Origin of the sequence: Thalassococcus profundi (assembly GCF_003344785.1) — a bacterium.
GTDB classification, from domain to species: Bacteria; Pseudomonadota; Alphaproteobacteria; order Rhodobacterales; family Rhodobacteraceae; genus Puniceibacterium; species Puniceibacterium profundi.
Genome location: NZ_QPMK01000002.1, coordinates 101663 through 124054 on the forward strand (window position 1 = coordinate 101663; position 22392 = coordinate 124054).

A 22392-nucleotide genomic window follows, 5' to 3' on the forward strand; every position below is an offset into this window, starting at 1 on the left:
TTACGGTCCTGTGCGGGGCCGGCGGCGGCCCGCCGGGGTGCCGCTCAGACGATGCCGCTTCTCGATTTATGGCGGCCAGAGCCGGACGACCTCGGTGCATTGCGCCAGGCGTCACCAAAGCGGCAGCCCGGTGGGGCGGGCCGCCGCTGGCCCGGCACCTTCGGTGCTGTTCGGGCCGGCCACAACGCTCCTGCTAGATCGGTCAAACATCGGTCTGAAGGCTAACTCAGGCGCGCTTGCCGATGCTCTCCACGCCCAGCACTGACAGCACCTTAGCCTCGATCTTTTCGGCATCGAGCCCGGCCACCGCGTACATGTCCGCCGGGCTTGCCTGGTCGATGAACACGTCCGGCAACACCATCGACCGGAACCGCAAGCCGCTGTCGAACACGCCCTCCTCGGCCAGAAGCTGTGCGACATGGCTACCGAAACCGCCGACCGCGCCTTCCTCGATGGTGATGAGCGCCTCGTGCTCGGCGGCAAGCCGCAGGATCAGGTCGCGGTCCAGCGGCTTGGCGAATCGCGCATCCGCCACGGTGGGCGAGATGCCACGCGCCTCCAGCGTCTCGCAGGCCTTGCGCACTTCGCCAAGCCGCGTGCCGAAGGACAGGATCGCCACGCGCTTGCCCTCGCGGATCATCCGGCCGCGGCCGATCTCGAGCACCTCGCCGCGCTCGGGCATCTCGACGCCTTCGCCTTCGCCGCGCGGATAGCGGAAGGCGATGGGTCCATCGTCATGCGCCGCCGCGGTGGCAACCATGTGCTTGAGCTCCGCCTCGTCCGCCGCCGCCATGACGGTGAAGCCCGGCAGGTTGCTCAGGTAAGCGATGTCGTAGCTGCCCGCGTGGGTGGCGCCATCGGCGCCAACGAGCCCCGCGCGGTCCACGGCAAACCTCACCGGCAGGCGCTGGATCGCCACGTCGTGCACGACCTGGTCGTAGCCGCGCTGGAGAAATGTCGAATAGATCGCGCAGAAGGGCCGCATCCCCCCCGCCGCCAGACCGGCGGCAAAGGTCACGCCATGCTGTTCCGCGATGCCCACGTCGAAGCAGCGGCTGGGATAGCGCTCGGCAAAGAGATTGAGCCCGGTGCCGTCGGGCATCGCTGCCGTCACGGCACAGATGCGCGGATCGTCCGAGGCCAGCGCCGTCAGCGTCTCGCCGAACACCTTGGTGTAGGACGGCGCGTTGCTCGGCGCCTTCTTCTGCTGGCCGGTGACCACGTCGAACTTCGCCGTGGCATGACCCTTGTCGCTGGCGGTCTCGGCGGGCGCATAGCCCTTGCCCTTCTTGGTCAGCACATGGATCAGGACCGGCCCGGTGGCGCGCTGGTGCACGGTGCGCAGGACCGGCAGCAACTGGTCGAGGTCGTGGCCGTCGATCGGCCCGAGGTACGAAAACCCCAACGCCTCGAACAGCGTGCCGCCCACGGCCATACCCTTGATCATCTCCTTGGCGCGTTTGGCGCCCTGCTGGAACGGTTCCGGCAGCAGGCTGACCGCGCCTTTGGCGGCGTCCTTGAGCGTGTGAAACGGCGCCTCGGAATAGAGACGCATGAGGTAGGAGGACATCGCGCCGGTGGGCGGGGCGATGGACATCTCGTTGTCGTTCAGGATGACGAAAAGGCGCTTTTTCAGGTGGCCAGCGTTGTTCATCGCCTCGTAGGCCATGCCCGCGCTCATCGCGCCGTCGCCGATCACCGCGATCGCGTCACCGGCACCGGTGTCGGGCGCGCCGCCCAGGTCGCGCGCCACGGCAAAGCCCAGCGCGGCAGAGATCGAGGTCGAACTGTGCGCCGCGCCGAACGGGTCGTAGGGCGACTCGGACCGCTTCGTGAAACCCGACAGCCCGTCCTTTTGCCGGATCGTGCGGATGCGGTCGCGGCGGCCGGTCAGGATCTTGTGCGGATAACTCTGGTGGCTCACGTCCCAGATCAGCTTGTCGCGCGGCGTGTCAAAGACCGCGTGCAGCGCCACGGTCAGCTCGACCACTCCCAGCCCCGCGCCCAGGTGACCGCCGGTTTCCGACACAGCCGCGATGGTTTCGGCCCGCAGCTCGTGTGCCAGCCGCGCCAGTTCGGAATCCGAAAACCGCTTGAGGTCGGCGGGGGTGGACACGCGGTCCAGCAGCGGGGTTTCGGGTCTGGACGCCATCGTGGCTCTCCTCCGGCAGGCGATCAGTTCCGGCGGGCAATAACGAAGCGCGCCGCCTGCTTCAAGGTCTCGGCCTCGTCACCGTAAGACGATAGCGCGTCGCAGGCTTCGGTCACGAGCGCATCTGCGCGGCGCTTTGCCTCGTCGAGCCCCAGGAGCGACACGAAGGTCGCCTTGCCCGCTTCGGCATCCTTGCGCACCGCCTTGCCGACCTCTGCCGCGTCGCCCTCGACATCGAGAATGTCGTCGGCAATCTGGAACGCGAGGCCCAGCGCCTCGGCATAGCGGCGCAGGGGTGTGATGTCGGCCTGCGCCATGCGCGCGCCCACCTCTGCCGCCCAGACAATGAGCGCGCCGGTCTTGCCGGACTGCAACGCCGTGATCTCGTCCAGCGTCAGCTGCCTTTCGGCTGTTTCCGCCGCCATGTCCAGCGCCTGACCCAGCACCATGCCCTCCGCCCCTGCTGCCCGCACGAGGCTGAGCGCCAGATCGGCACGCACCGCCGGCTCCGTGCTGGCCGCCTCATGGCAGGCCAGTTCGATGCCCAGCGCCTGCAGCGCGTCGCCCACCAGCACGGCGGTGCCGTCGTCCCACTTCCGGTGCACCGTGGGCAGACCGCGACGCAGGTCATCGTCGTCCATGCAGGGCAGGTCGTCATGCACGAGGCTGTAGGCATGTATCGCCTCTATGCCCGCCGCCGGCCAGATCGCCTGCGCCGGCGGAATGCCATGCAAGGCCGCGCTTTCAAGCACCAGGAAACCGCGCAGCTTCTTGCCGCCGCGCAGGGCGTAGCGCATGCCTTCGATCACCGGCAGGTCGGGGCGGTCGGCCAGAACCGCCGCCAGATGCCGGTCGATCCGCTCCGCCGCGGCGCTCAGCGCGTCCTGAAACAAGGATCAGAGCCCTTCGACCGGCGTCGTCCCCTTGGGGTTGCCGTCGCCGTCCAGCGTGATCGCGGCGACCTTTTCCTCGGCTTCCTTGAGCTTGTCCTCGCAACGCTTCTTCAGCTTCGCGCCGCGCTCGTAAAGGGTGATCGATTCCTCGAGCGCCACGTCGCCGCGTTCGAGCGTGCCCACCACCTGTTCAAGCTCGGCCATGGCCTGTTCAAAGCTCATCTGATCCACCGGGGTTTCGGTCATTGCGACGCCTTTCTCAACTCTTCCACATGGGCCTTGCTCGCATCGGCCAGGGCCTGAAGATCATAGCCGCCCTCCAAGGTCGACACCAGACGGCCCTCGCAGAGTTCTGCCGCGACGGCGCAGAGGTTCTGCGCCAGCCAGCGGAAGTCGTCGGTGCTCCAGTTCAGCATCGCCAGCGGGTCGTCCTGATGCGCGTCGAAACCCGCGGAGACGATGATCAGCTCTGGCCGGAAATCGCGCAGGCGCGGGAAGACGCGGGTTTCGTAGACCAGCCGCATGTCGGCGCCGGTGCTTTCGGGCGGCAGCGGCAGGTTCAGCACGTTGTCATACGCGCCCTTTTCCGACGGCGCGCCGGTGCCGGGCCAGAGCGGCATCTGCTGGCTGGTGATGACCAGCGCGCGTTTCTCGTCCCAGAGAAGGTCCTGGGTGCCGTTGCCGTGGTGAACGTCGAAATCGACGACCGCGACGCGGCTCAGCCCGTGGCGTTCCAGCGCATGTTTCGCGGCGATGGCGGCGGTGCCGAAAAGGCAGAATCCCATGGCGGTGCTGGTTTCCGCGTGATGCCCCGGCGGCCGGGTGGCGCAGAAGGCGTTGCCGACCTCGCCGTCCAGCACCATGTCCACGGCGCGGATCGCCCCGCCGACGCAGCGCCGCGCGGCATTGAGCGATCCGGGCGACATCCAGGTGTCGCCGTCGATCTGGTGAAAGCTCTTGTGCGGCAGCGCCTCTTCCAACCGGTCGAGATAGCTTTGCGGATGCGCCAGCAGGATGTCGGCATCCTCGCACAACGGCGCCGTGACGCGGTGCAGGTCCAAGGGCTCCAGCGCGTGCAGCACATGCTCGAGCCGCGCCACCCGCTCGGGATGGCCGTCGGGGGTCACATGGGTCAGGCAGTCGGCATGGGTCAGAAGGGCTGTCGCCACGGGAACCTCCTATGGGTATCGGTCCGGTCGGACCCTAAAGCATGTTGATTCCGAACGAAACTGCGAGAAAGGCCTTGGTGCCGGCAATTCATCCGTCATGCCAGGTGCATCTCACTACGTGCGCCGTGCCAGCGCCGGCCCGCGGGGTGGTGCATCCGAGTACTAAGTTTCGTGCTTCACGACTGCTAATCCGCGCGCTGCCTCGGCTCTGCACCAAGCCCGGCCAAAGCGCGTCCACGGAGGACGGGTCATGCCAGAGACATGCTTCCGGCATGACGCTGGCACGGCGGCCGCAAGCGGCCTTGGTCCCGTGCCGGGCGTACCGCGGCCAAGCGATGCCGCGGCGCGCCTCTCCCTAATCCGGCGCCAGCATGTAGCCCGCGCCGCGCACCGTCTGCAGGTAGCGCGGCTGCTTCGGGTCGTCTTCGATCTTGCGGCGCAGGCGGGTAATCTGCACATCCACCGCGCGTTCCTGGCTCTGGCTGCGGTCGCGGCCCAGGTCCTCGACCAGGCTGGCGCGGCTCACCGCCTCGCCCGGGCAGGCGGCGAAGATCTTCATCAGCTGGCTTTCCGTCGCCGTCAGCCGTACGAGGTCGTCGCCGCGCCACATCTCGCCGCGTTCGATGTCATAGCGGATGGGTCCCAGCGTCAGCAGCTTCGGCGCGCTTTGCTGGGCCACCGTGTCGGGCACGCGCCGCAGGATCGCGTTGATCCGCAGCAGCAGCTCCTTTGGTTCGAAGGGCTTCGGCAGGTAGTCGTCCGCCCCGGCCTCGAGTCCGGCGATACGGTCCTCGGTCTCGGCCTTGGCGGTCAGCAGCAGGATCGGCGTCACCGAGGTTTCGCGGATCGACCGCGTCAGGCTCACGCCGTCTTCTCCGGGCATCATCACGTCGAGCACGATGAGGTCGAAGTCCAGCCCCGACAGGATCCGCCGCGCATGTGCCGCGTCACGCGCCGAGGTCACCAAGAAGCCGTTGCGGATCAGGAACTTCTGCAACAGCCCGCGAATGCGTTCGTCGTCGTCGACGATCAGCAGATGCGCATCATGCCCGGTCATCCGGTCCTCCTCTCAGGGTCAGGAACTGCCGCCGCATCTCGGGCTCCATCATCGCCTCGAGCACGCGGCGGAACCCCGCCACGGCGTCCGGTCCGGCTTGTCGGTAAGCGGCGCGCATCCGCGCGCGCTGTGCGTCCGACAGCCGCTGTTCCAACTCGCGGCCCGCTTCGGTCAGGTGCAAATGCCGTTCGCGCTTGTCGCTGCGCCCGACCCGGCTTTCCACCAGCCCGTCGGCGATCAGCGTGCGCAGCACGCGGTTCAGCGACTGCTTGGTGACGCCGAGGATGCTGAGCAGGTTGTTGACCGTCGTGCCCGGCGCGCAGTTGATGAAGTGAATCGCCCGGTGATGCGCGCGGCCATAGGACATGTCCTGCAGGATCCGGTCCGGATCGGCGGTGAAGCCGCGATAGGCAAAGAACATCGCCTCGATGCCCTGCCGCAGCTGTTCATCCGTCAGGAACAGGAGCGATTCGCCCCCGTGACCGGTCGCGGGTTGCCCCTCTGCCATGGTCCCTCCGCATCGTGCCTTCGTTTTCGGCACTTTAAGTCAGTCTTGTTGACATTCCAAGCCTGAACTGGTAGCGATTCTCAGTTTTGACGCAATTTTGTGTCCGATGCGGACCTGATTTGCGCAACAAATGCAAATCCCAGCCAAGGGAGACGACGATGGCAGGGGCTTATGACGACCGCGACGGCACAATCTGGATGGACGGGAAGCTGGTGGACTGGCGCGCGGCGAATGTCCATATCCTGACCCATGCCATGCATTATGCCAGTTCCGTCTTCGAGGGCGAACGCTGCTACAACGGCAAGATCTTCCTGTCGCGCAAACATTCGGAGCGGCTGCATTACTCCGCCTCCTGCCTCGATTTCGAGATCCCCTACACGGTCGACCAGATCGAAGCCGCCAAGGCCGAGGTGCTGGCCGCCAACGACCTGACCGACGCCTATGTGCGGGCGGTGGCCTGGCGCGGTGCCGGCGAGGACATGGGCGTCAGTTCGGCCCGCAATCCGGTGCACCTTGCCATCGCGGTCTGGGGCTGGGGCAACTACTACGGCGACGCCAAGCTCAAGGGCGCAAAGCTCGACATCTCCAAGTGGAAACGCCCCTCGCCCGAGACGATCCCGGTGCATGCCAAGGCCGCGGGCCTCTACATGATCTGCACCACGTCGAAACACGCGGCCGAGGCAAAGGGCTGTTCGGACGCGCTTTTCATGGACTACCGCGGCTACGTGGCCGAGGCGACCGGCGCCAACATCTTCTTCGTCAAGGACGGCGAGGTGCACACGCCCCTGCCCGACTGCTTCCTCAACGGCCTCACCCGCCAGACGGTGATCGGGATGCTGGAGGACAAACAGATCAAGGTGCACGAACGTCACATCATGCCCGAAGAGATGGAAGGGTTCGAACAGTGCTGGCTGACCGGCACCGCCGCAGAAGTCACACCCGTGGGCCAGATCGGCGATTACAACTTCGAGGTCGGCGCGATCACCCGCGACATCTCGGAAAGCTACGAGAAGATGGTGCGCAGCTAAGAACGGCGGGCCTCGCGCAGGGTGCTGCGACGAGGCCCGTATCCGTTCCGAGCCGACGACCGGCTCGGCCAATCACATCGGCATCAAAGCCCAGTAATCCAGATCCAGCAGCACATGCGGCAGGTACTTGCCGTCCTCGCCGCGCAGGGTGAAGGGCGCACCGCCCTTGGTGGCCACCAGCCGCAGCCGGATCGCGCCGACGCCCGGCGCGCCGGTCTCGGCCTTGTCCAGCACCTCGGACCAGGCGCGCACGGTATCACCGGCGAAACACGGGTTCGCATGCGCCCCGCCGTTCAGGCCGGCGATCATCTGCGCATTGGCCAGCCCGTTGAACGACAGCGTCCGCGCCATGGAAATCACGTGCCCGCCGTAGATCAGCCGCGCACCGTCGTCGCGCATGGTGCCGTCGAAATGCGTCTTGGACGTGTTCTGCCAGAGCCGCGTCGCCATCATGTGCTCGGCTTCCTCTATGGTCACGCCGTCCACATGGTCGATGGTCTCGCCCAACTGGTAATCGCCCCAGCGGTGCGGCTCTCCGGCCAGTCCGAAATCGTAGCCCGAGAAGTTGAGGCCCTCGGGAATCGCCAGATCCGACACATCAAGCACCGGTTTCAGGTCGGGCACCACCGTTTCAGGCGCCGGCGCAGCCTCGTCCCGTTTCTTCACCATGACCCAGCGCACGTACTCGATCACCACCTCGTCGTGTTGGTTGATCCCGCGCGACCGCACCCAGACCACCCCGGTCTTTCCATTGGAGTTCTGCTTGAGCCCGATGACCTCGGATTCCGACCGCAAAGTATCCCCCGGCCAGACCGGCATCACCCAACGCCCCTCGGCATAGCCCAGGTTGGCCCGGGCGTTCAGCGACACGTCCGGCACGGTCTTGCCAAAGACGACGTGGAAGGCGGCAAGATCATCCAGCGGCGAGGCCGCCAGCCCGCAGCCCTGCGCAAAGGCGTCCGAGGAATAAAGCGCATGACGCGCCGGGTAGAGCGCATGATAAAGCGCCCGCTCGCCCGATCCGACGGTACGCGGCACCGCGTGCCGGATCACCTGGCCGATGTGGTAGTCCTCGAAAAAGAAGCCTGCATTCGTCTTCGACACGGTCGCCTGATCCTTCATCATTGCGCGCCCAGCTTGAGGTCGGGCGAATAGTCTCCCGGCACCTCCTTGGTCACCGCCTGGCCGCAACGCATCACCCCGTTGGCCGCGTCGAAGGCATAGGTGGGCGGGCCGTAAAGCTCCCAGCCCTTGTCGAGCGCGGCGCTGACCTTGTGACAGAAGGCCGAGGTGTCGTCCTCGGTCAGGAAGCGGTACAGTTTCATGCGCTTATCCTCCGAACGGATTGACGCCGAGCCAGCTGTGGATGGCGGTGATGACGACGAACATCACCAGCGTGATGATCACCAGCACGAGGTCCTTCTTGGCGGGGCCGGGCTTGGGCCGGTCCCAGGTCTCGGACCGGTTGATGACGATCACCTCGACCACCGCCCAGGCCAGCATCGACCCGAAGAGCACGATCGACGCCAGATCGCCGTTGACCAGCAGGTGCGCCACCGCCCAGACCTTGACCGCCGTCAGCTGCGGATGCCGCATCTTGCCGCGCAGCCGTCCCGTGGTGGCCGACATCCCGTAAAGGAATACCGCCCCCAGCATCAGCAGGTTGTTGACATGCGTGAGGAACGCGGGCGGGCTCCAGACCGGGATGAACTCGGCGCCGCGGTAGCCCAGGATCATCAGCACGAGACCGGCGAGGATGCCCGCCGCGGCGATCCCCTTTCCGGCATTGCCCATGTTCGCCCGCGCCTCGGGCGCAAGACGCTTGAACAGGTGGGCGGCCACCCAGAGGGCGATGCCGAGGATCAGAAGGGCCATGAGTTACTCCGCTGCAATCTTCTCGATTGCCTGTGCTTTTGCCAGAAGACCCTGTGCGGTGACAACGTGTAGATTCTCGACGATCTGCCCGTCGACCACCGCGATGCCGCGGCCCTCGCTCTGGGCGTGGTTGAAGGCGGCGATCTGCCGCCGCGCCAGGGCGATTTCCATCTGGCTCGGCGCGAATTCGTAATTCGCCACATCGATCTGTGCCGGATGGATCAGCGACTTGCCGTCGAACCCCATGTCGCGACCCTGCTTGCATTCGGCGCGCAGCCCGTCCTCGTCCTTGAAGGCGTTGTAGACCCCGTCGATGACAATCTTGCCTTCCGCCTTGGCGGCGAGCAGGCAGAGCCCCAGGCCCGGCATCATCGCCAAGCGGTCGGCCCGGGCCCGCGCGTTGAGTTCGCGCGCCAGGTCGTTGGTGCCCATCACCATGCCGGCAAGCTTCGGATGCGCGGCGATCTGCGCGGCGTTCAGCATGCCGCGCGGCGTTTCCATCATCGCCCAGACCGGCAGGTCGCCGGTGATCTCGGCCAGCGCGTCGATCTGCTCGGGATGGCCGACCTTGGGCAGCAGAACCGCGTCGCACTCCATCTGCGCGACCGCCTTGGCATCCTCGGCGCCGAATTCGGTGTCGAACCCGTTGATCCGAACGATCCGCGCCCGGTGGCCGTAGCCGCCCGTCGCCAATGCCGCCGACAGCGTCTCGCGCGCGCGCACCTTTTCCTCGGGCGCCACCGCATCTTCGAGGTCGAAGATGATCGCATCCACCGGCAGCGTGCGCGCCTTGTCGAGCGCGCGCTCCTTGGAGGCGGGAAGATACAGAACCGAACGGAAGGGGCGGGTGTTGAGGGTCATCCGAGTCTCCTTGGGAAACAATCTTGCGCGGACGATGCGCATACATTGGCATACATTTCAACCCCGAACGTGCCGCAGCGCAGCAAAATCCGCCGGATTTCCGCCGCGTCCGGACCGTTAACCCTTTCTGAAGGAGCAGGCGCGCAGAGTTTCAGCAGACCTGAAACAGGCAGGCGGACCCTGCGCCGCATTCAAGAGGACCCGTTGCCGCGGCCCGGCCGCGCCCCCCGACGAAAGGGACCGACATGACCCGTTTTCTCCTTCTGGCCAGCCTGCTGGCGATCCCCGCCACGGCGCCTCCCGCGCTGGCCGCCACCGCGCAATGCGCCCCGCGCGAGCGCGTCGTCGAACGGCTGGCCAGCACGTACGGCGAAACCCGGCAAAGCATCGGCCTAGGCGCCAACAACGCGGTGATCGAGGTCTTCGCTTCCACCGAAAGCGGCACCTGGACGATCACCGTCACCACGACAGAGGGGCTGACCTGCCTCGTCGCCAGCGGCCAGGCCTTCGAAACCATGGCCGAGGCGCTGCCGCCACCGGGCGAAGACGCCTGAACGACATTTTCCCCTTCTTCGGTTCACAATAACCCTCAGAGAGCACGAGAGACTGGTCTCTCGTATCGCCCGGGTCCCACCCGGGCGATCCCCGGCTCAGGTCAGCGCATCGAAAATCAACTTCGCACCGGTGACCGTCAGCAAAACGTAAGTGAGCCCGAAGAACACCCGCTCGGGCACGATCCGGTGGGCGCGGATGCCGAGCCAGGTGCCGAAAACCGCAAAGGGCGCCAGCACCAGGTCCAGTCCCAGCGTCTGCCAGGTAAAGATGCCCATGGCCGCGTAGAAGCCGGCCTTGAGAACGTTCATCGCCCAGAACACCACGACGGTCGTTGCCTGGTAGGTGGTCTTGTCCAGCTTCTGACCCAACAGATAAACCGCCGCGGCAGGCCCGCCCGCATGGCTGACGAAGCTGGTGAAGCCCAGCACCAGCCCGGTGACGAACCCCGTTTTGGCACCGAACCGGCGCTGCGCAAGGCCGATCAGGCCGGTGCTCTGCGCCAGTTGCCAGGCCACGAACAGCACCGAGATCGCCCCGATCAGGAAGCGGATCACGTCCGGGTCCGCCTGCGCGTAGAACACCGCGCCCAGCACCGTGCCCGGCACGCCGCCCAGCATCAGCAGCTTCGCATCCGGCCAGCTCCACTTGCCCCAGTAGACTTTCAGGCTCGCCGCGTCGATCAGCATCAGAAGCGGCAGCATGATCCCCAGGGCCACCCCCGGTTCCACCACCAGCGCCAGAATCGAGGCGCTGGCAAAGGCCGCGCCGGACCCGAAACCGCCCTTGGATATGCCCGCAAACACCACCGCAGGCGCCGCCACGGCGAGAATCGTCCAATCCAGAAGCTCCACGCCCGACCCCCTAAAGCCCTCAATTTTCTTGCTTTAGCGCGAACAGTTCCGCGATGACACCCCCGCGGCGCGCGGACGCCGCGCTGCGGCGGACTTGCGCGGCGCGGCGCAAAGCACTAGCCATGCCGAAAATTTGCAACGGAGCGGAGACAGCATCCATGGCCAGACCCAAGATCGCCCTTATCGGCGCCGGACAGATCGGCGGTACGCTTGCCCACCTGGCAGCGATCAAGGAACTGGGCGACATCGTCCTGTTCGACATCGCCGAGGGCACGCCGCAGGGCAAGGCGCTCGACATCGCCGAATCCGGCCCGTCCGAGGGCTTCGACGCCGCGCTCAAGGGCGCCAACGACTATGCCGATATCGCGGGTGCGGACGTCTGCATCGTTACCGCCGGCGTGCCGCGCAAGCCGGGCATGAGCCGCGACGACCTGCTGGGCATCAACCTCAAGGTCATGAAGGCCGTGGGCGAAGGCATCGCCGCCAACGCGCCGGACGCCTTCGTGATCTGCATCACCAATCCGCTCGACGCGATGGTCTGGGCGCTGCGCGAATTCTCGGGCCTGCCCCATGCCAAGGTCTGCGGCATGGCCGGCGTGCTCGATTCGGCCCGCTTCCGTCATTTCCTGAGCCTCGAGTTCAACGTGTCGATGAAGGATGTCACCGCCTTTGTCCTCGGCGGTCACGGCGACACGATGGTGCCGCTCACCCGCTACTCCACCGTGGCCGGCATCCCCCTGCCCGACCTGGTCAAGATGGGCTGGACCACGCAGGACAAGCTCGATGCCATCGTGCAGCGCACCCGCGACGGCGGCGCCGAGATCGTCGGCCTGCTGAAGACCGGTTCGGCCTTCTACGCCCCCGCGACCAGCGCCATCGAGATGGCCGAAGCCTATCTCAAGGACCAGAAGCGCCTGCTGCCTTGCGCCGCCTGGTGCGACGGCGAATTCGGCCTCAAGGGCTTCTACGTCGGCGTGCCGACGATCATCGGCGCCGGCGGCATCGAACGCATCGTCGACATCAAGATGACCAAGGACGAACAGGCGATGTTCGACAACTCGGTCAACGCCGTCAAAGGCCTGGTCGAAGCCTGCAAGGGCATCGACGAGTCGCTGGCCTGACACCCTTCGCCGGGGCGGACGCCGCCCCGGCCAGACGCCCCGGCGCCGGGCCAACGGTCGCCTTGTCTGTCCTCTCTCTTTCCTTACGCGATCGCCTTGCCTAAGAGGCAGGCCGAAGGAGAGGCTGCCCATGTCCCACGTCACCCTTGTCCGCCATGGACAGGCCAATTCCAGCGCCCGCGACGAGGGCGGCTATGACCGGCTGAGTCCGCTGGGGCATGACCAGGCGCGCTGGCTGGGCGACTACCTGCGCGACACCGGCGACGTCTTTGTCCGCGTCTACAGCGGCACCCTGCGCCGCCATGTCGAGACCGCCGCCGGCATCGCGGCGCCCTGCGACCGGGAAACGGTGCTGGATCCTCGCCTCAACGAGCTGGAATATTTCACGATGGCGGCGCTGATGGCCGATCAGCACGGCATCCCGGTTCCGACCGACCGCGAAAGCTTCGTGCATCACCTGCCGACGCTCTACCGCCTCTGGCGCGATGGCGCGATCGAGGGCGCGCCCGAGAGCTTCGACCAGTTCGAAACGCGGGTCAGCGATGCGCTGCACGAGATCGCCGCCGGAACCGGCCGGGCGCTGGTGGTGACCTCGGGCGGCGTGATCGGCATGGCGATGCGGGTGACGATGGCGCTGGACATCCCGGCGCTGGCGCATGCCTGCCTTGCCATCCGCAACGCGTCGCTGCACCGGTTCCAGCCGCTGGCGACGGGCCTTGCCCTGACCCAGTTCAACGCGACGCCGCACCTGGACCGGCGCGACCGCCAGCATGCCTGGACTCACCTTTGATACCTCTTTTCCCCGTGGGCCGGCTGGGATAGCTTTAGGCGAAATGCGGGGGACTTCATGACACATCTGTGGGTGCGCGCGGAACAGCGCCCGAACGAGGAACGCGTGGGCCTGACCCCGGACGGGGTGGCGGCGCTTTTGGCCAAGGGCATCGACGTCACCGTCGAATCCAGCAGTCAACGGGCCATCCCCCTCAGCGGCTACCGCGCCGCCGGGGCGGTGATCGCCCCGGAAAACAGCTGGCCAGGCGCGCCGGAGGATGCGCTGATCTTCGGCCTCAAGGAACTGCCGGATGACGGCACGCCGCTGAAGCACAAGCACATCATGTTCGGCCATGCCTTCAAGGGCCAGCCTGCAGGCCAGCGCCTGCTGAAGCGGTTCCGCGCCGGCGGCGGCACGCTCTACGATCTGGAATATCTCACCTCGGCCAACGGCCGCCGCATCGCCGCCTTCGGCTATTGGGCGGGCTATGCCGGCGGGGCGGTGGCGCTGCAATGCTGGCTGGCCCAGCAGGAGGGCGGCATCTGCGGCCCGGTCAGCACCTACCACGACGCCAAGAGCCTTCTCGACGACCTGCAGGGCCAGCTTGTCCGGGACGGCGCACGCCGCCCCCGCGCGCTGGTGATCGGCGCAAAGGGCCGCGTCGGCAGCGGCGCCACCGACCTTTGCACCGCGCTGGGTCTCGGGGTCACGCAATGGGACATGGCCGAAACCGCCCATGGCGGGCCGTTCCCCGAAGTGTTGGAGCACGAGATCTTCCTAAACTGCATCCTCGCGCAGCCCGGCACACCGGTCTTCGTGCCAGCCTCGGCCTGCACCGATCCGCGGACGCTGCGGGTGATCGGCGACATCGCCTGCGATCCCGACAGCGACTTTTCCCCGATCAAGGTCTACGACCGGACCACCAGTTGGGACGAACCGGCCCTGCGCGTCCACGACGACCCGGTGCTCGATGTGACGGCCATCGACAACCTTCCGTCGCTGCTGCCGGTCGAAAGCTCCGAGGATTTCGCCGAACAGCTTCTGCCGACGCTGATGACGCTCGGCGATCTCGACAGCGGCGCCTGGGGACGGGCCTTCGCCGTCTTCGAAACGCATGTGAAAGAGGGGGCGCAATGACGATTCACTGGTGCGGCACGGGCCTTTCGGCCATTCCCGGCCTGCGGCGGCTGATCTCGGACGGGCACGAGGTGACGGTCTGGAACCGCACGCTCGACAAGGCCGAGGACGCGGTCGGCGACCTGACCCAGCGCCTGCACGAATTCGAGATGGCGGCGCTGCGCGCCGAGGTGCAACCGGGCGACGTGGTCGTGTCGATGCTGCCTGCGGACTTTCACGTGCCGCTGGCCGAAATGGCCATCGACCGCAGCGCGCATTTCGTCAGTTCCTCCTACATCGCGCCGGACATGCGTTCGCTGCACGCCCGCGCGCAGATCAAGGGAGTGTGCCTTGTCAACGAGGTCGGGCTCGACCCGGGCATCGACCACCTGATGGCGCATCACCTGGTGGCCGCCTACCGCAGCAGCGCCGCCTACGATCCCGCCAATGCGCTCAGCTTCACCTCCTACTGCGGCGGTGTGCCGAAACATCCCAACGCCTTTCGCTACAAATTCAGCTGGGCACCGGTCGGCGTGCTGAAGGCGCTGCGCTCCCCGTCGCGGTCGATCCGTGCCTTTTCAGAGCTCGAGGTGGCGCGCCCCTGGGACGCGCTCAGCCGCTACGATGCGCCGCTGCCGGTGCCGGAAAGCTTCGAGGTCTATCCGAACCGCGACAGCCTGCCCTTCATCGAGCAGTACCACTTCGACCCGACATGGAAGGTGAAGACCTTCGTGCGCGGGACGCTGCGGCTCAACGGCTGGTCGGAGGCCTGGGCGCCGATCTTCGACGCGGTCGAGACGGCGGACGACGCGGCGCTGAACGCCCTGGCGCAGCGGCTGCTGGCGGAGAACGCCTATGAAGAGGAAGAACCGGACCGCGTGGTCATGTGCGTGTCGCTCCTGGCCGAGGCCGAGGGCCGACCGGCCTGGCACCGGACCTATGTGATGGACGCCCATGGCGATGCCCGCGGCACGGCGATGGCGCGGCTGGTGTCGCACCCGGTGTCCTGGGCGGTGGACGCGGTGATGCTACGGCAGATCCCGCCTGGCGTCTCGGCTGCGCCCTCCGATCCCAAGCTGGTGTCGGAGTGGCTGGGCCGGGTGGAGACGCTGGCGCAGACGCTGATGGTTGTGGATCATCTGGCATGAATGCACCGCTGCCGCGCTTTCAATGCGGGCGGCAGTCCTGATACCGAGCGCCGGATTGGGGGCCAGCCCCCAAACCCCCGGAGATTTAGGGGCAAGATGAAGGGACCGCGTTGCGCGCCCGTCTTCATCTTGCCAATAAACTCCCGCCGGAGGCTCCGGCGCTTGCAGCCCCCGCCTAACCCTCACCGAGCTTGGGCGACGGCCTGTCCAGGACCAGTTCGGCATCGGAAAACCGGAAGGGCGCGCGCAGGCCGGGCACGTCGCCCGGGGCGATCCGCATCCCGCGCGCCTGCACCTGCGGATCGGCCATGACCTCGGCCATGTCGTTGATCGGCCCGGCGGGCACGCCTTCGGCCTCGCACGCGGCCAGCAGGTCGGCCTTGGTCCGGGTGAGTGTCGCCGCGGTCAGGCGCGCGGTCATCTCGGACCGGTTGGCGATGCGGTCTGCGTTGGTCAGAAAATCCGGGTGCTCGGCCATCTCCTCGAGACCCAGCAGTCGGCAGAGGCGCCGGTACTGCGCATCGTTGCCGGTGGCGATGATGATGAACCCGTCGGCGCAATCGAAGACCTGATAGGGCGTGAGGTTCGGGTGGTAGTTGCCCGTCCGTCCCGGCGGCGTGCCGGTGGCGAGGTAGTTCATCGCCTGGTTCGCCGTCACCGACACCGCGCAGTCGAGCAGCGCCATGTCGATGTGCTGGCCCCGCCCGGTGGCATGGCGCTGGTGCACTGCGGCGAGGATCGCCGCCACCGAATAGACCCCGGTGAAGAGGTCGGTGACCGCCACGCCCGCGCGCTGCGGCTGACCGTCGGGATCGCCAGTGATCGACATCAGCCCCGACATGCCCTGGATGATGTAGTCGTAGCCCGCCCGGTGCGCGTACGGCCCGTCCTGCCCGAAGCCGGTGATCGAGCAGTAGATCAGAGCGGGATTGAGCGCCGACAGGCTGTCGTAATCCATGCCGTATTTCCGCAGGCCCCCGACCTTGAAATTCTCGATCAGGATATCGGCGTCGGCGATGAGTTCGCGCATCCGTTCCTGGCCCTCGTCGCTTGCGAGGTCCACCACCACCGAGGATTTGCCCCGATTGCAGGAGTGGAAATAGGCCGCCGTCCGGTCATCTTCACGCTCGATGAAGGGCGGCCCCCAGCGCCGCGTGTCGTCGCCCTGCGGCGCTTCGACCTTGATGACCTCGGCGCCCAGATCGGAAAGCGTCTGGCCGGCCCAGGGACCGGCCAGGATACGGGCCAGCTCGATGACCTTGAGGCCGGCGAGCGGCCCGCGTGGGGCAGAGGTCATTCGCCGAGCTTTTCGTCCAGGATGGCCGAGAAATCGGCATAGTTCATGTTGGAGTACTTCTGCCCGTCGATGATGAAGGTCGGGGTCGACTGGACGTCATCGGCGGTGGCGTTTTCCTGGTACCAGGCCACCAGCGTGCGCAGCTTGTCGCCGTCGGTCAGACAGGACTCCAGCTTGTCGTTGTCGATCCCCGCGATCAGGCCGATCTTGCGCAGCTCGTCAGCGATGGCGCCGTCTGCGCCGGCCCGGACCCAGTCCGACTGGCCCTTGTAGATCAGGTCCGCGATGCCGAAGAACTTCGACGGCTCGCAGCGCGCGATCATCGACGCCCACATGCCGTACTTGTCGAAATAGACCTCGCGGTAGGTGAACTTGATCTTGTCGGTGTCGATGTAGTTGGCCTTGAGGTCGCCATAGACGTTCTGATGGAACGTCGCGCAATGCGGGCAGGTGAAGGAGGCGTATTCGATCACCTCGACCTCGGCCTCCTCGTTGCCCAGCACCATTTCCTGGATCGTGCTGGTGTCGACCTCGGCGGCCTGGGCATTGGCGGCGCCCGTGGGCAGTTCCGCCGGGGCGGTGCCGGTGCTTTGAGACAGCCAGAGGCCGCCTCCGGCCATCAGAGCGAATGCCAGGGCGGCGGCGGCAAGGGTACGGGTCATGGAAAGTCCTCTTTCGTCGGTGGGGCCGGGGCGGATGCCTCAGCCTTTGGATCTGGATATGACGTTCGCGGCCAGACGTTCAAGCGCCGCGCGCAGGGCGTCGTCACCGACCGTTTCGGTCGAGGCGCGCGCGCGGGCGACAACCTCGGGCGCGGCGGCCGCGTCGGCGCGCGGGCGCGGCCGGTGCTGAAAATCGGCCTGCCCTTCGGCAAAGCCGGTGGCGGCGGTCTGGGTGATGCGGATGCGCGCGATGGCATTGTAGCCGTAGACCGCGTTCACGCGGGCGCGGATCTGCTCTTTCTGCATCTCGAGCATCGGTGCCTGCGCGCCGGTGGTGAGCAGCGTCAGCGTCGCCCCCAGCCCGCCCTTGCCAAAGCCGATGTCCACCGGGCGGCTGATCGCGGCAACATCCTCTCCGGCAATCTCGGGCCAATGGGTCAGCACCCGGGACTGCGCAAAGCCGCGGCTTTCGCTGGCGCGCCGTATCTGCCCCTGCAGGAGCGTCGCGGTACGGGCGAAACCCTTTGATGTGCCGGATCGTCTGGCCATGGCTTGAATCCCTCTCTGGCTTCCTATTCTAAGGGGCGAGGGCCGCCCTCGCCAGCCCCAAGAGCGCGGGCGCCATCACAGGAGGTTGAGACTTGCGTGAACCCGCCGACCCAGGCGCGCTGCTGGACTGGTACGACCGCCATGCGCGCGCCATGCCCTGGCGCGTGGGGCCGGCGACACGGCGCGCGGGCGTCCGCCCCGACCCCTACCGCATCTGGCTGTCCGAGATCATGCTGCAACAGACCACGGTGGCAGCGGTGCGCGACTATTTCGTCAAGTTCACCACGCTCTGGCCGCGGGTCACCGACCTTGCCGCCGCCGAGGATGCCGAGGTCATGGCCGCCTGGGCGGGCCTGGGGTACTACGCCCGCGCCCGCAACCTGCTGAAATGCGCCCGCGTGGTCACGTCCGAGCACGGCGGCACCTTTCCCGCCGATCATGCCACCCTGCTCACCCTGCCAGGCATCGGCCCCTATACCGCCGCCGCAATCAGCGCCATCGCCTTCGACGCGCCGGAAACCGTGGTCGACGGCAACGTTGAACGGGTCATGGCGCGGCTTCACGACGAACACACGCCCCTGCCTGCCGCGAAGCCCATCCTGACCGAGATGGCCCGAAGCCTCACGCCGCAGGAGCGGCCCGGCGATTATGCCCAGGCGGTGATGGACCTCGGCGCCACGATCTGCACGCCGCGCAAACCCGCCTGCGGGCTCTGCCCCTGGCGGCCCAGCTGCGCCGCCTTCGTCAACGGCACCGCGACCGAGCTGCCGAAGAAAAGCCCCAAGAAGAAAAAGCCCGTGCGCCTTGGCATCGTCTATCTCGCGCGGCGCATCGACGGCGCCTGGCTGCTGGAGACCCGGCCCGACAAGGGGCTTCTGGGCGGAATGCTGGGCTGGCCCGGGTCGGACTGGTCCGACGCCCCCGTCGAAGACCCCCCGATTCGCGCCGAATGGAAGACGCTGGACGCCGAGGCCCGCCACACCTTCACGCATTTCCACCTGCGCCTCACGGTCAAGACCGCGCTGGTGCCCATGGACCGCGCCCCCCTGCGCGGCACCTTCTTGGAGCCCGACGCCTTCGACCCCGAGGCCCTGCCCACCGTCATGCGCAAGGCCTACAATCTCGCCCGGACCTAGCGCTTGCGCCGCCCGCCCGCGCTCCGCTTGTGAAACCCCGGCGGACGTTTCGCCACCCACTTGACGAAGGCCGCCAGCCGCGGATGCGCGCGCAGCTTTTCCGGCGTGTCGTAATCGCGCGCAAGCTCCGCCTCGGTCAGGCTCGCATGGATCTCGTTGTGGCAGATCTGGTGCAGCAGCACGACCGGCCCGCCCTTGCCGCCTTTGAGCTTGGGCACGAGGTGATGCAGGCTTTGCCGGACGCCCTTCGGCACCGGACGCCCGCACAGCGCGCAGATCGGATCGCTTTCCGTCACCATTGCCCCCTTTTGATCCGGGGCATAATCTGCGCCGCGAACTGACACTGACAAGGCGGCGCCGATGGACTGGGACCTCTCCACCCAACCGGAGATCGTGCAGCGCGCGGCGGACTACGGGCTGATCGGCTGGGACACCGCCCGCAGCTGGCTGGTCTCGCCCGCCGTCTGGTCGCAATTCGCGCTGATCGCCGCCGCCTTCATCCTGGCCTGGCTCATCGCCCGGCAGCTGCGGCCGTGGCTCGCGCAGTGGCTGACACCGCCCGCGGCGAGCACCGGCGCGCTGTCCCGGGCCCGGCGGTTCGCGCTGATCTTCCTGCCGCTGATCCTGCCGCTTCTGGCCTATGCCCTGACCGGACTCGGAGAGCAGATCACGCGGCAGCTCTTCGGTTCGGGCGCGGTCATCGCCTTCGGCCAGCGGCTGTTCCTGGTGCTGGCGGCACGCGCCTTCGTCCGTGACATGGTGAGCGATCCCTTCCTCAAGCTGCTGGGCCGCTATGTGCTGATGCCGGCGATGCTCCTCTATGCCTTCGGCATCCTCGACGACGTGACCGCCCGGCTCGACGCGGTCATCCTCAGCCTCGGCACGATCTCCTTCTCGGCCCTGGCGCTGTTGCGCGGGGTCATCGCGGGCACACTGCTCTTCTGGCTGGGACGCTGGTCCAACGACCAGAGCGCGCAATACATCGAACGCCAGGACATGCGCCCGGCGACGCGGCAACTGGCCGCAAAGGCGGCCGAGATCGCGATCTTCGGCGCGGCCTTCCTGATGCTGATGACCATCATGGGCATCCCGCTGACCTCGCTCGCCGTGCTGGGCGGCGCGCTGGGCGTCGGGATCGGGCTCGGGCTGCAACGCATCGTCGCCAACTACATCTCCGGCGTGATCCTGCTTCTCGAAGGCCAGGCGACCGTGGGCGACTACGTCGAGCTCGACAACGGCCAGGCCGGCACCATCGTCAGGACCACCGCCCGGGCGATGATCCTCGAAACCTTCGACGGCCGCTGGATCGTGGTGCCGAACGAGGATTTCATCACCACCCGGATCGTCAACTATTCCGACCAGGGCAGCGCCAACCGCTACTCGGTCGACTTCTCGGTCTCCTACGACACCGACATCAACCGCATCCCCGACCTGATCGCCGCCGCCGTCGCCACACATCCCGGCGTGTTGCAGGACCCCGAACCGCCGGATGTGGAGCTGCGCGGATTCGGCGAGTCGGGCATCGACTTCGGGGTGGAGTTCTGGGTAAACGGCATCGACGACGGCAAGAACAAGTACGCCTCGGACGTGCTGTTCCTGATCTGGAACGCGCTCAAGGAGAACGGCATCGACATCCCCTACCCGCACCGCGTCATCGAAATGCGCACCGGTCCGGCTGCCGCGCCGGACCCGTCGCCGCGGCCCTGACCGGTGGCCGCGATCCGGACAGATGCGCTTGTCATCGGGGGCGGGCCGGCGGGACTGATGGCCGCCGACGCCCTGCTCTCGGCCGGGCACCGCGTCATGCTCTGCGAGGCAAAGCCGTCGATCGGACGCAAGTTCCTGATGGCCGGAAAATCCGGCCTCAACCTCACCAAGGCCGAAGCCTTCGGGCCGTTCCTCGACGCCTATGGCGCGGCGGCGCCGATGCTGCGTCCGATCCTCGAACACTTCCCGCCCGAGGCCGTCGCCGCCTGGGCCAACGGCCTCGGTCAGCCGACCTTCACCGGCTCCACCGGGCGGGTTTTCCCGACGGCGATGAAAGCCTCGCCGCTGCTCCGCGCCTGGCTCGAACGGCTCGCCGATCTGGGCCTCGACCGCCGCACCCACTGGCGCTGGACCGGGTGGGAGGACCCCGGCACCCACAGCTTCCAGACCGCCGGAGAGATCCTGCGCGTCGGCGCCCGGGCCGTGGTCTTCGCCCTGGGCGGCGCCAGCTGGGCGCGGCTGGGGTCGGACGGGCAATGGGCCAACATCTTCGCCGCCGGCGGCATCGCCGTCACCCCGTTCGCGCCCGCCAACACCGGCATCACGATCGCCTGGTCCAGCCACATGGCGCCGCACCTGGGCGCGCCGCTCAAGAACGTGGCCTTCCTCGCCGGCACGCGGCTGTCACGCGGCGAGGCGGTGATCGCGGCGCATGGGCTCGAAGGCGGCGGTCTCTACCCGCTGTCGCCGGCCCTGCGCGCGGGCGCGCCGCTGCGAGTCGATCTCGCGCCGGACCGGACCGCCCGCGAGCTGGCGAGAAAGCTGGCGTCGCAACCGGCAAGACAAAGCCTGCCGAACCGCCTGCGCCGCGCCTGCGGTCTCGATGCCGCCAAGATCGCGCTGCTGAACGAATGCGCGCGCCCCCTGCCGCAGGACCCGCAAGAGCTCGCCGCCGTGATCAAGTCCCTGCCGCTGCCCCATGCCGGCCTGCGCCCGCTCGACGAGGCGATCTCGACCGCCGGCGGCGTGGCGCTCGACGCTCTCGACGCCACCCTGATGCTGCGCGACAGGCCCGGCTCCTTCTGCTGCGGCGAGATGCTGGACTGGGAAGCCCCCACCGGCGGCTACCTGCTGACCGCCTGCCTCGCCACCGGGCTCTGGGCCGGCGAACACGCCGCCGCCTTCCTCGAAACGGCGGCCTGATCCTTCATCTTGCCGATAAACCTCCAGAGAGCACGAGAGACAGCGTCTCTCGTATCGCCCAACGGGCGATCCTGCTGCGCCGATGCGCAGGCGCATCGGACGACGTCTGTCGTATCGCCCGAAGGGCGATTCCCTAGCGGGCTGCGGCGGCCTGGTAGGCGGGACGCGCGGCAAGGCGCCTGGCATAGGCCCGGAACGGCTCCGGTGCCTCGGGAAAGGTCGCCATCCGCGCCCAGCCGCCGCAATGGGTCAGCAGGATGTCCGGCACGGTCATCTCTTCGCCCATGACGAACGGCCCCGCCATCTCGGCGCTGATCCGCTCGAGGTTGCGGGCGAATTCGGCGCGCAGGCTGTCCTTCACCGCCGGCACGCGCTCGGCCTCGGGAAGGATGAAGCTGTGCCGCGCGGCGGTCCAAAGCAGGGCATCGAGCTCGTCGAGGATGCGTTGGGTCCAGCCGTCCTGCCGGGCGCGCTGCACGGTGCCGGCGGGGGCGGTGAAGCGCCCGTGCTTGTCCGCGAGGTACGTCAGGATCGCGGTCGAATCGGTCAGCGTCGCCTCGCCGTCCAGCAGTACCGGGATCTTGCCCAGCTTCGAATGCTGCGTGACCTCCTCGGACCGCGGCTGCACCGGCAGGTGCGTGTAATCCGCCCCCAGTTCCTCCAGCAGCCACAACACCCGGAAGGCGCGGCTCTTGCCCATGCCGATCACCGTGTAGCCCATGCGTCTCTCTC

At 67.4% G+C, this 22392-nt stretch carries 25 protein-coding genes; 9 read left to right on the plus strand and 16 right to left on the minus strand.

Annotated elements, in window-relative coordinates; genetic code table 11:
• Positions 1–226 precede the first annotated feature (226 nt).
• The 6 genes from dxs to DU478_RS02790 form a co-directional block, all read right to left on the minus strand.
• On the minus strand, positions 227–2152 hold the full coding sequence (dxs, locus tag DU478_RS02765) for a 1-deoxy-D-xylulose-5-phosphate synthase (protein WP_114509407.1): 1926 nt from the start codon (positions 2150–2152) through the stop codon (positions 227–229).
• A 23-nt stretch (positions 2153–2175) separates the two neighbouring features.
• Positions 2176–3045, minus strand: coding sequence for a polyprenyl synthetase family protein (locus DU478_RS02770; RefSeq protein WP_407703144.1), 870 nt, complete (start codon positions 3043–3045; stop codon positions 2176–2178).
• Positions 3046–3048: 3 nt separating this feature from the next.
• Positions 3049–3291, minus strand: coding sequence for an exodeoxyribonuclease VII small subunit (locus tag DU478_RS02775; RefSeq protein ID WP_114509408.1), 243 nt, complete (start codon positions 3289–3291; stop codon positions 3049–3051).
• Positions 3288–4214 (minus strand): histone deacetylase family protein, encoded by a 927-nt coding sequence (locus DU478_RS02780; protein WP_114509409.1) that lies wholly within the window; start codon positions 4212–4214, stop codon positions 3288–3290. Before DU478_RS02780 ends, DU478_RS02775 begins: the two co-directional genes overlap by 4 nt.
• A gap of 355 nt (positions 4215–4569) precedes the next feature.
• Positions 4570–5271 (minus strand): response regulator, encoded by a 702-nt coding sequence (locus tag DU478_RS02785; RefSeq protein ID WP_114509410.1) that lies wholly within the window; start codon positions 5269–5271, stop codon positions 4570–4572.
• Positions 5258–5779 carry a MarR family winged helix-turn-helix transcriptional regulator gene (locus DU478_RS02790; protein ID WP_114509411.1) on the minus strand — a complete coding sequence of 174 codons (522 nt, stop codon included), beginning with the start codon at positions 5777–5779 and terminating at the stop codon, positions 5258–5260. Before DU478_RS02790 ends, DU478_RS02785 begins: the two co-directional genes overlap by 14 nt.
• 158 nt (positions 5780–5937) lie before the next feature.
• Between DU478_RS02790 and DU478_RS02795 the strand changes: the two genes are divergently transcribed.
• Complete coding sequence (locus tag DU478_RS02795) at positions 5938–6807, plus strand: branched-chain amino acid aminotransferase (RefSeq protein WP_114509412.1); 870 nt, start codon at positions 5938–5940, stop codon at positions 6805–6807.
• Between the two features lie 72 nt (positions 6808–6879).
• Here the strand turns inward: DU478_RS02795 and DU478_RS02800 are convergent, their stop codons facing one another.
• From DU478_RS02800 to DU478_RS02815, 4 genes are read right to left on the minus strand one after another with little or no spacing between them, the layout of a single operon-like run.
• Complete coding sequence (locus DU478_RS02800; protein ID WP_114509707.1) at positions 6880–7911, minus strand: MaoC family dehydratase; 1032 nt, start codon at positions 7909–7911, stop codon at positions 6880–6882.
• Between the two features lie 17 nt (positions 7912–7928).
• Complete coding sequence (locus DU478_RS02805; protein WP_114509413.1) at positions 7929–8132, minus strand: DUF1737 domain-containing protein; 204 nt, start codon at positions 8130–8132, stop codon at positions 7929–7931.
• A 4-nt stretch (positions 8133–8136) separates the two neighbouring features.
• The gene (locus DU478_RS02810) at positions 8137–8682 is read right to left on the minus strand and encodes an NnrU family protein (RefSeq protein ID WP_114509414.1); all 546 of its coding nucleotides are present in this window, start codon (positions 8680–8682) and stop codon (positions 8137–8139) included.
• A gap of 3 nt (positions 8683–8685) precedes the next feature.
• Positions 8686–9543, minus strand: a complete 858-nt coding sequence (locus tag DU478_RS02815) for an HpcH/HpaI aldolase/citrate lyase family protein (RefSeq protein ID WP_114509415.1) — start codon at positions 9541–9543, stop codon at positions 8686–8688.
• 245 nt (positions 9544–9788) lie between these two features.
• Here DU478_RS02815 and DU478_RS02820 point away from each other — a divergent pair, with 245 nt between their 5' ends.
• Entirely contained in the window at positions 9789–10097 is a 309-nt protein-coding gene (locus DU478_RS02820; RefSeq protein ID WP_114509416.1) for a hypothetical protein, read from the plus strand.
• A 96-nt stretch (positions 10098–10193) separates the two neighbouring features.
• Here DU478_RS02820 and DU478_RS02825 read toward each other — a convergent pair whose 3' ends face one another.
• Complete coding sequence (locus DU478_RS02825; RefSeq protein ID WP_114509417.1) at positions 10194–10949, minus strand: sulfite exporter TauE/SafE family protein; 756 nt, start codon at positions 10947–10949, stop codon at positions 10194–10196.
• A 158-nt stretch (positions 10950–11107) separates the two neighbouring features.
• Here DU478_RS02825 and mdh point away from each other — a divergent pair, with 158 nt between their 5' ends.
• The 4 genes from mdh (at position 11108) to DU478_RS02845 (ending at position 15106) form a co-directional block, all read left to right on the plus strand.
• Positions 11108–12070 (plus strand): malate dehydrogenase, encoded by a 963-nt coding sequence (mdh, locus tag DU478_RS02830; protein WP_114509418.1) that lies wholly within the window; start codon positions 11108–11110, stop codon positions 12068–12070.
• Between the two features lie 130 nt (positions 12071–12200).
• The gene (locus DU478_RS02835) at positions 12201–12860 is read left to right on the plus strand and encodes a histidine phosphatase family protein (RefSeq protein ID WP_114509419.1); all 660 of its coding nucleotides are present in this window, start codon (positions 12201–12203) and stop codon (positions 12858–12860) included.
• Between the two features lie 57 nt (positions 12861–12917).
• A complete protein-coding gene (locus DU478_RS02840) occupies positions 12918–13979 on the plus strand; it encodes a saccharopine dehydrogenase (protein WP_114509420.1) in 1062 nt (353 codons plus the stop codon).
• Entirely contained in the window at positions 13976–15106 is a 1131-nt protein-coding gene (locus tag DU478_RS02845; RefSeq protein ID WP_114509421.1) for a saccharopine dehydrogenase family protein, read from the plus strand. The genes DU478_RS02840 and DU478_RS02845 overlap by 4 nt, the downstream gene beginning before the upstream one ends.
• A gap of 175 nt (positions 15107–15281) precedes the next feature.
• On the opposite strand, the gene DU478_RS02850 is transcribed toward DU478_RS02845, so the two are convergent.
• Genes DU478_RS02850 through DU478_RS02860 form a run of 3 tightly spaced genes read right to left on the minus strand, consistent with a single transcriptional unit; the run spans position 15282 to position 17614 of the window.
• The gene (locus DU478_RS02850) at positions 15282–16403 is read right to left on the minus strand and encodes a CaiB/BaiF CoA transferase family protein (protein WP_114509422.1); all 1122 of its coding nucleotides are present in this window, start codon (positions 16401–16403) and stop codon (positions 15282–15284) included.
• Entirely contained in the window at positions 16400–17065 is a 666-nt protein-coding gene (locus tag DU478_RS02855) for a DsbA family protein (protein WP_114509423.1), read from the minus strand. The genes DU478_RS02850 and DU478_RS02855 overlap by 4 nt, the downstream gene beginning before the upstream one ends.
• A gap of 39 nt (positions 17066–17104) precedes the next feature.
• Positions 17105–17614 carry a DUF721 domain-containing protein gene (locus DU478_RS02860; RefSeq protein WP_114509424.1) on the minus strand — a complete coding sequence of 170 codons (510 nt, stop codon included), beginning with the start codon at positions 17612–17614 and terminating at the stop codon, positions 17105–17107.
• Between the two features lie 92 nt (positions 17615–17706).
• On the opposite strand from DU478_RS02860, the gene mutY reads away from it, so the two are divergent.
• Positions 17707–18750: an A/G-specific adenine glycosylase gene (gene mutY / locus DU478_RS02865; protein ID WP_114509425.1), complete on the plus strand. Its 1044-nt coding sequence runs from the start codon at positions 17707–17709 to the stop codon at positions 18748–18750.
• Here mutY and DU478_RS02870 read toward each other — a convergent pair.
• Positions 18747–19046: an HNH endonuclease gene (locus DU478_RS02870; protein WP_233501094.1), complete on the minus strand. Its 300-nt coding sequence runs from the start codon at positions 19044–19046 to the stop codon at positions 18747–18749. The genes mutY and DU478_RS02870 overlap by 4 nt on opposite strands.
• A 64-nt stretch (positions 19047–19110) precedes the next feature.
• Between DU478_RS02870 and DU478_RS02875 the strand changes: the two genes are divergently transcribed.
• Together DU478_RS02875 and DU478_RS02880 are read left to right on the plus strand one after the other, a co-directional pair.
• Positions 19111–20457 carry a mechanosensitive ion channel family protein gene (locus tag DU478_RS02875; protein WP_114509427.1) on the plus strand — a complete coding sequence of 449 codons (1347 nt, stop codon included), beginning with the start codon at positions 19111–19113 and terminating at the stop codon, positions 20455–20457.
• 57 nt (positions 20458–20514) lie between these two features.
• Complete coding sequence (locus DU478_RS02880; RefSeq protein WP_114509708.1) at positions 20515–21660, plus strand: TIGR03862 family flavoprotein; 1146 nt, start codon at positions 20515–20517, stop codon at positions 21658–21660.
• A 133-nt stretch (positions 21661–21793) separates the two neighbouring features.
• On the opposite strand, the gene DU478_RS02885 is transcribed toward DU478_RS02880, so the two are convergent.
• Positions 21794–22381: a glutathione S-transferase family protein gene (locus DU478_RS02885; protein ID WP_114509428.1), complete on the minus strand. Its 588-nt coding sequence runs from the start codon at positions 22379–22381 to the stop codon at positions 21794–21796.
• Between the last annotated feature and the right edge of the window lie 11 nt (positions 22382–22392).

Coding starts and splice junctions, on each gene's coding strand:
- dxs (WP_114509407.1), bottom strand. CDS start 2,152: ATGGCGTCCAGACCCGAAACCCCGCTGCTGGACCGCGTGTCCACCCCC.
- DU478_RS02775 (WP_114509408.1), bottom strand. CDS start 3,291: ATGACCGAAACCCCGGTGGATCAGATGAGCTTTGAACAGGCCATGGCC.
- DU478_RS02785 (WP_114509410.1), bottom strand. CDS start 5,271: ATGACCGGGCATGATGCGCATCTGCTGATCGTCGACGACGACGAACGC.
- DU478_RS02790 (WP_114509411.1), bottom strand. CDS start 5,779: ATGGCAGAGGGGCAACCCGCGACCGGTCACGGGGGCGAATCGCTCCTG.
- DU478_RS02795 (WP_114509412.1), top strand. CDS start 5,938: ATGGCAGGGGCTTATGACGACCGCGACGGCACAATCTGGATGGACGGG.
- DU478_RS02805 (WP_114509413.1), bottom strand. CDS start 8,132: ATGAAACTGTACCGCTTCCTGACCGAGGACGACACCTCGGCCTTCTGT.
- DU478_RS02810 (WP_114509414.1), bottom strand. CDS start 8,682: ATGGCCCTTCTGATCCTCGGCATCGCCCTCTGGGTGGCCGCCCACCTG.
- DU478_RS02815 (WP_114509415.1), bottom strand. CDS start 9,543: ATGACCCTCAACACCCGCCCCTTCCGTTCGGTTCTGTATCTTCCCGCC.
- DU478_RS02820 (WP_114509416.1), top strand. CDS start 9,789: ATGACCCGTTTTCTCCTTCTGGCCAGCCTGCTGGCGATCCCCGCCACG.
- mdh (WP_114509418.1), top strand. CDS start 11,108: ATGGCCAGACCCAAGATCGCCCTTATCGGCGCCGGACAGATCGGCGGT.
- DU478_RS02835 (WP_114509419.1), top strand. CDS start 12,201: ATGTCCCACGTCACCCTTGTCCGCCATGGACAGGCCAATTCCAGCGCC.
- DU478_RS02840 (WP_114509420.1), top strand. CDS start 12,918: ATGACACATCTGTGGGTGCGCGCGGAACAGCGCCCGAACGAGGAACGC.
- DU478_RS02845 (WP_114509421.1), top strand. CDS start 13,976: ATGACGATTCACTGGTGCGGCACGGGCCTTTCGGCCATTCCCGGCCTG.
- DU478_RS02850 (WP_114509422.1), bottom strand. CDS start 16,403: ATGACCTCTGCCCCACGCGGGCCGCTCGCCGGCCTCAAGGTCATCGAG.
- DU478_RS02855 (WP_114509423.1), bottom strand. CDS start 17,065: ATGACCCGTACCCTTGCCGCCGCCGCCCTGGCATTCGCTCTGATGGCC.
- DU478_RS02860 (WP_114509424.1), bottom strand. CDS start 17,614: ATGGCCAGACGATCCGGCACATCAAAGGGTTTCGCCCGTACCGCGACG.
- DU478_RS02875 (WP_114509427.1), top strand. CDS start 19,111: ATGGACTGGGACCTCTCCACCCAACCGGAGATCGTGCAGCGCGCGGCG.
- DU478_RS02880 (WP_114509708.1), top strand. CDS start 20,515: ATGGCCGCCGACGCCCTGCTCTCGGCCGGGCACCGCGTCATGCTCTGC.
- DU478_RS02885 (WP_114509428.1), bottom strand. CDS start 22,381: ATGGGCTACACGGTGATCGGCATGGGCAAGAGCCGCGCCTTCCGGGTG.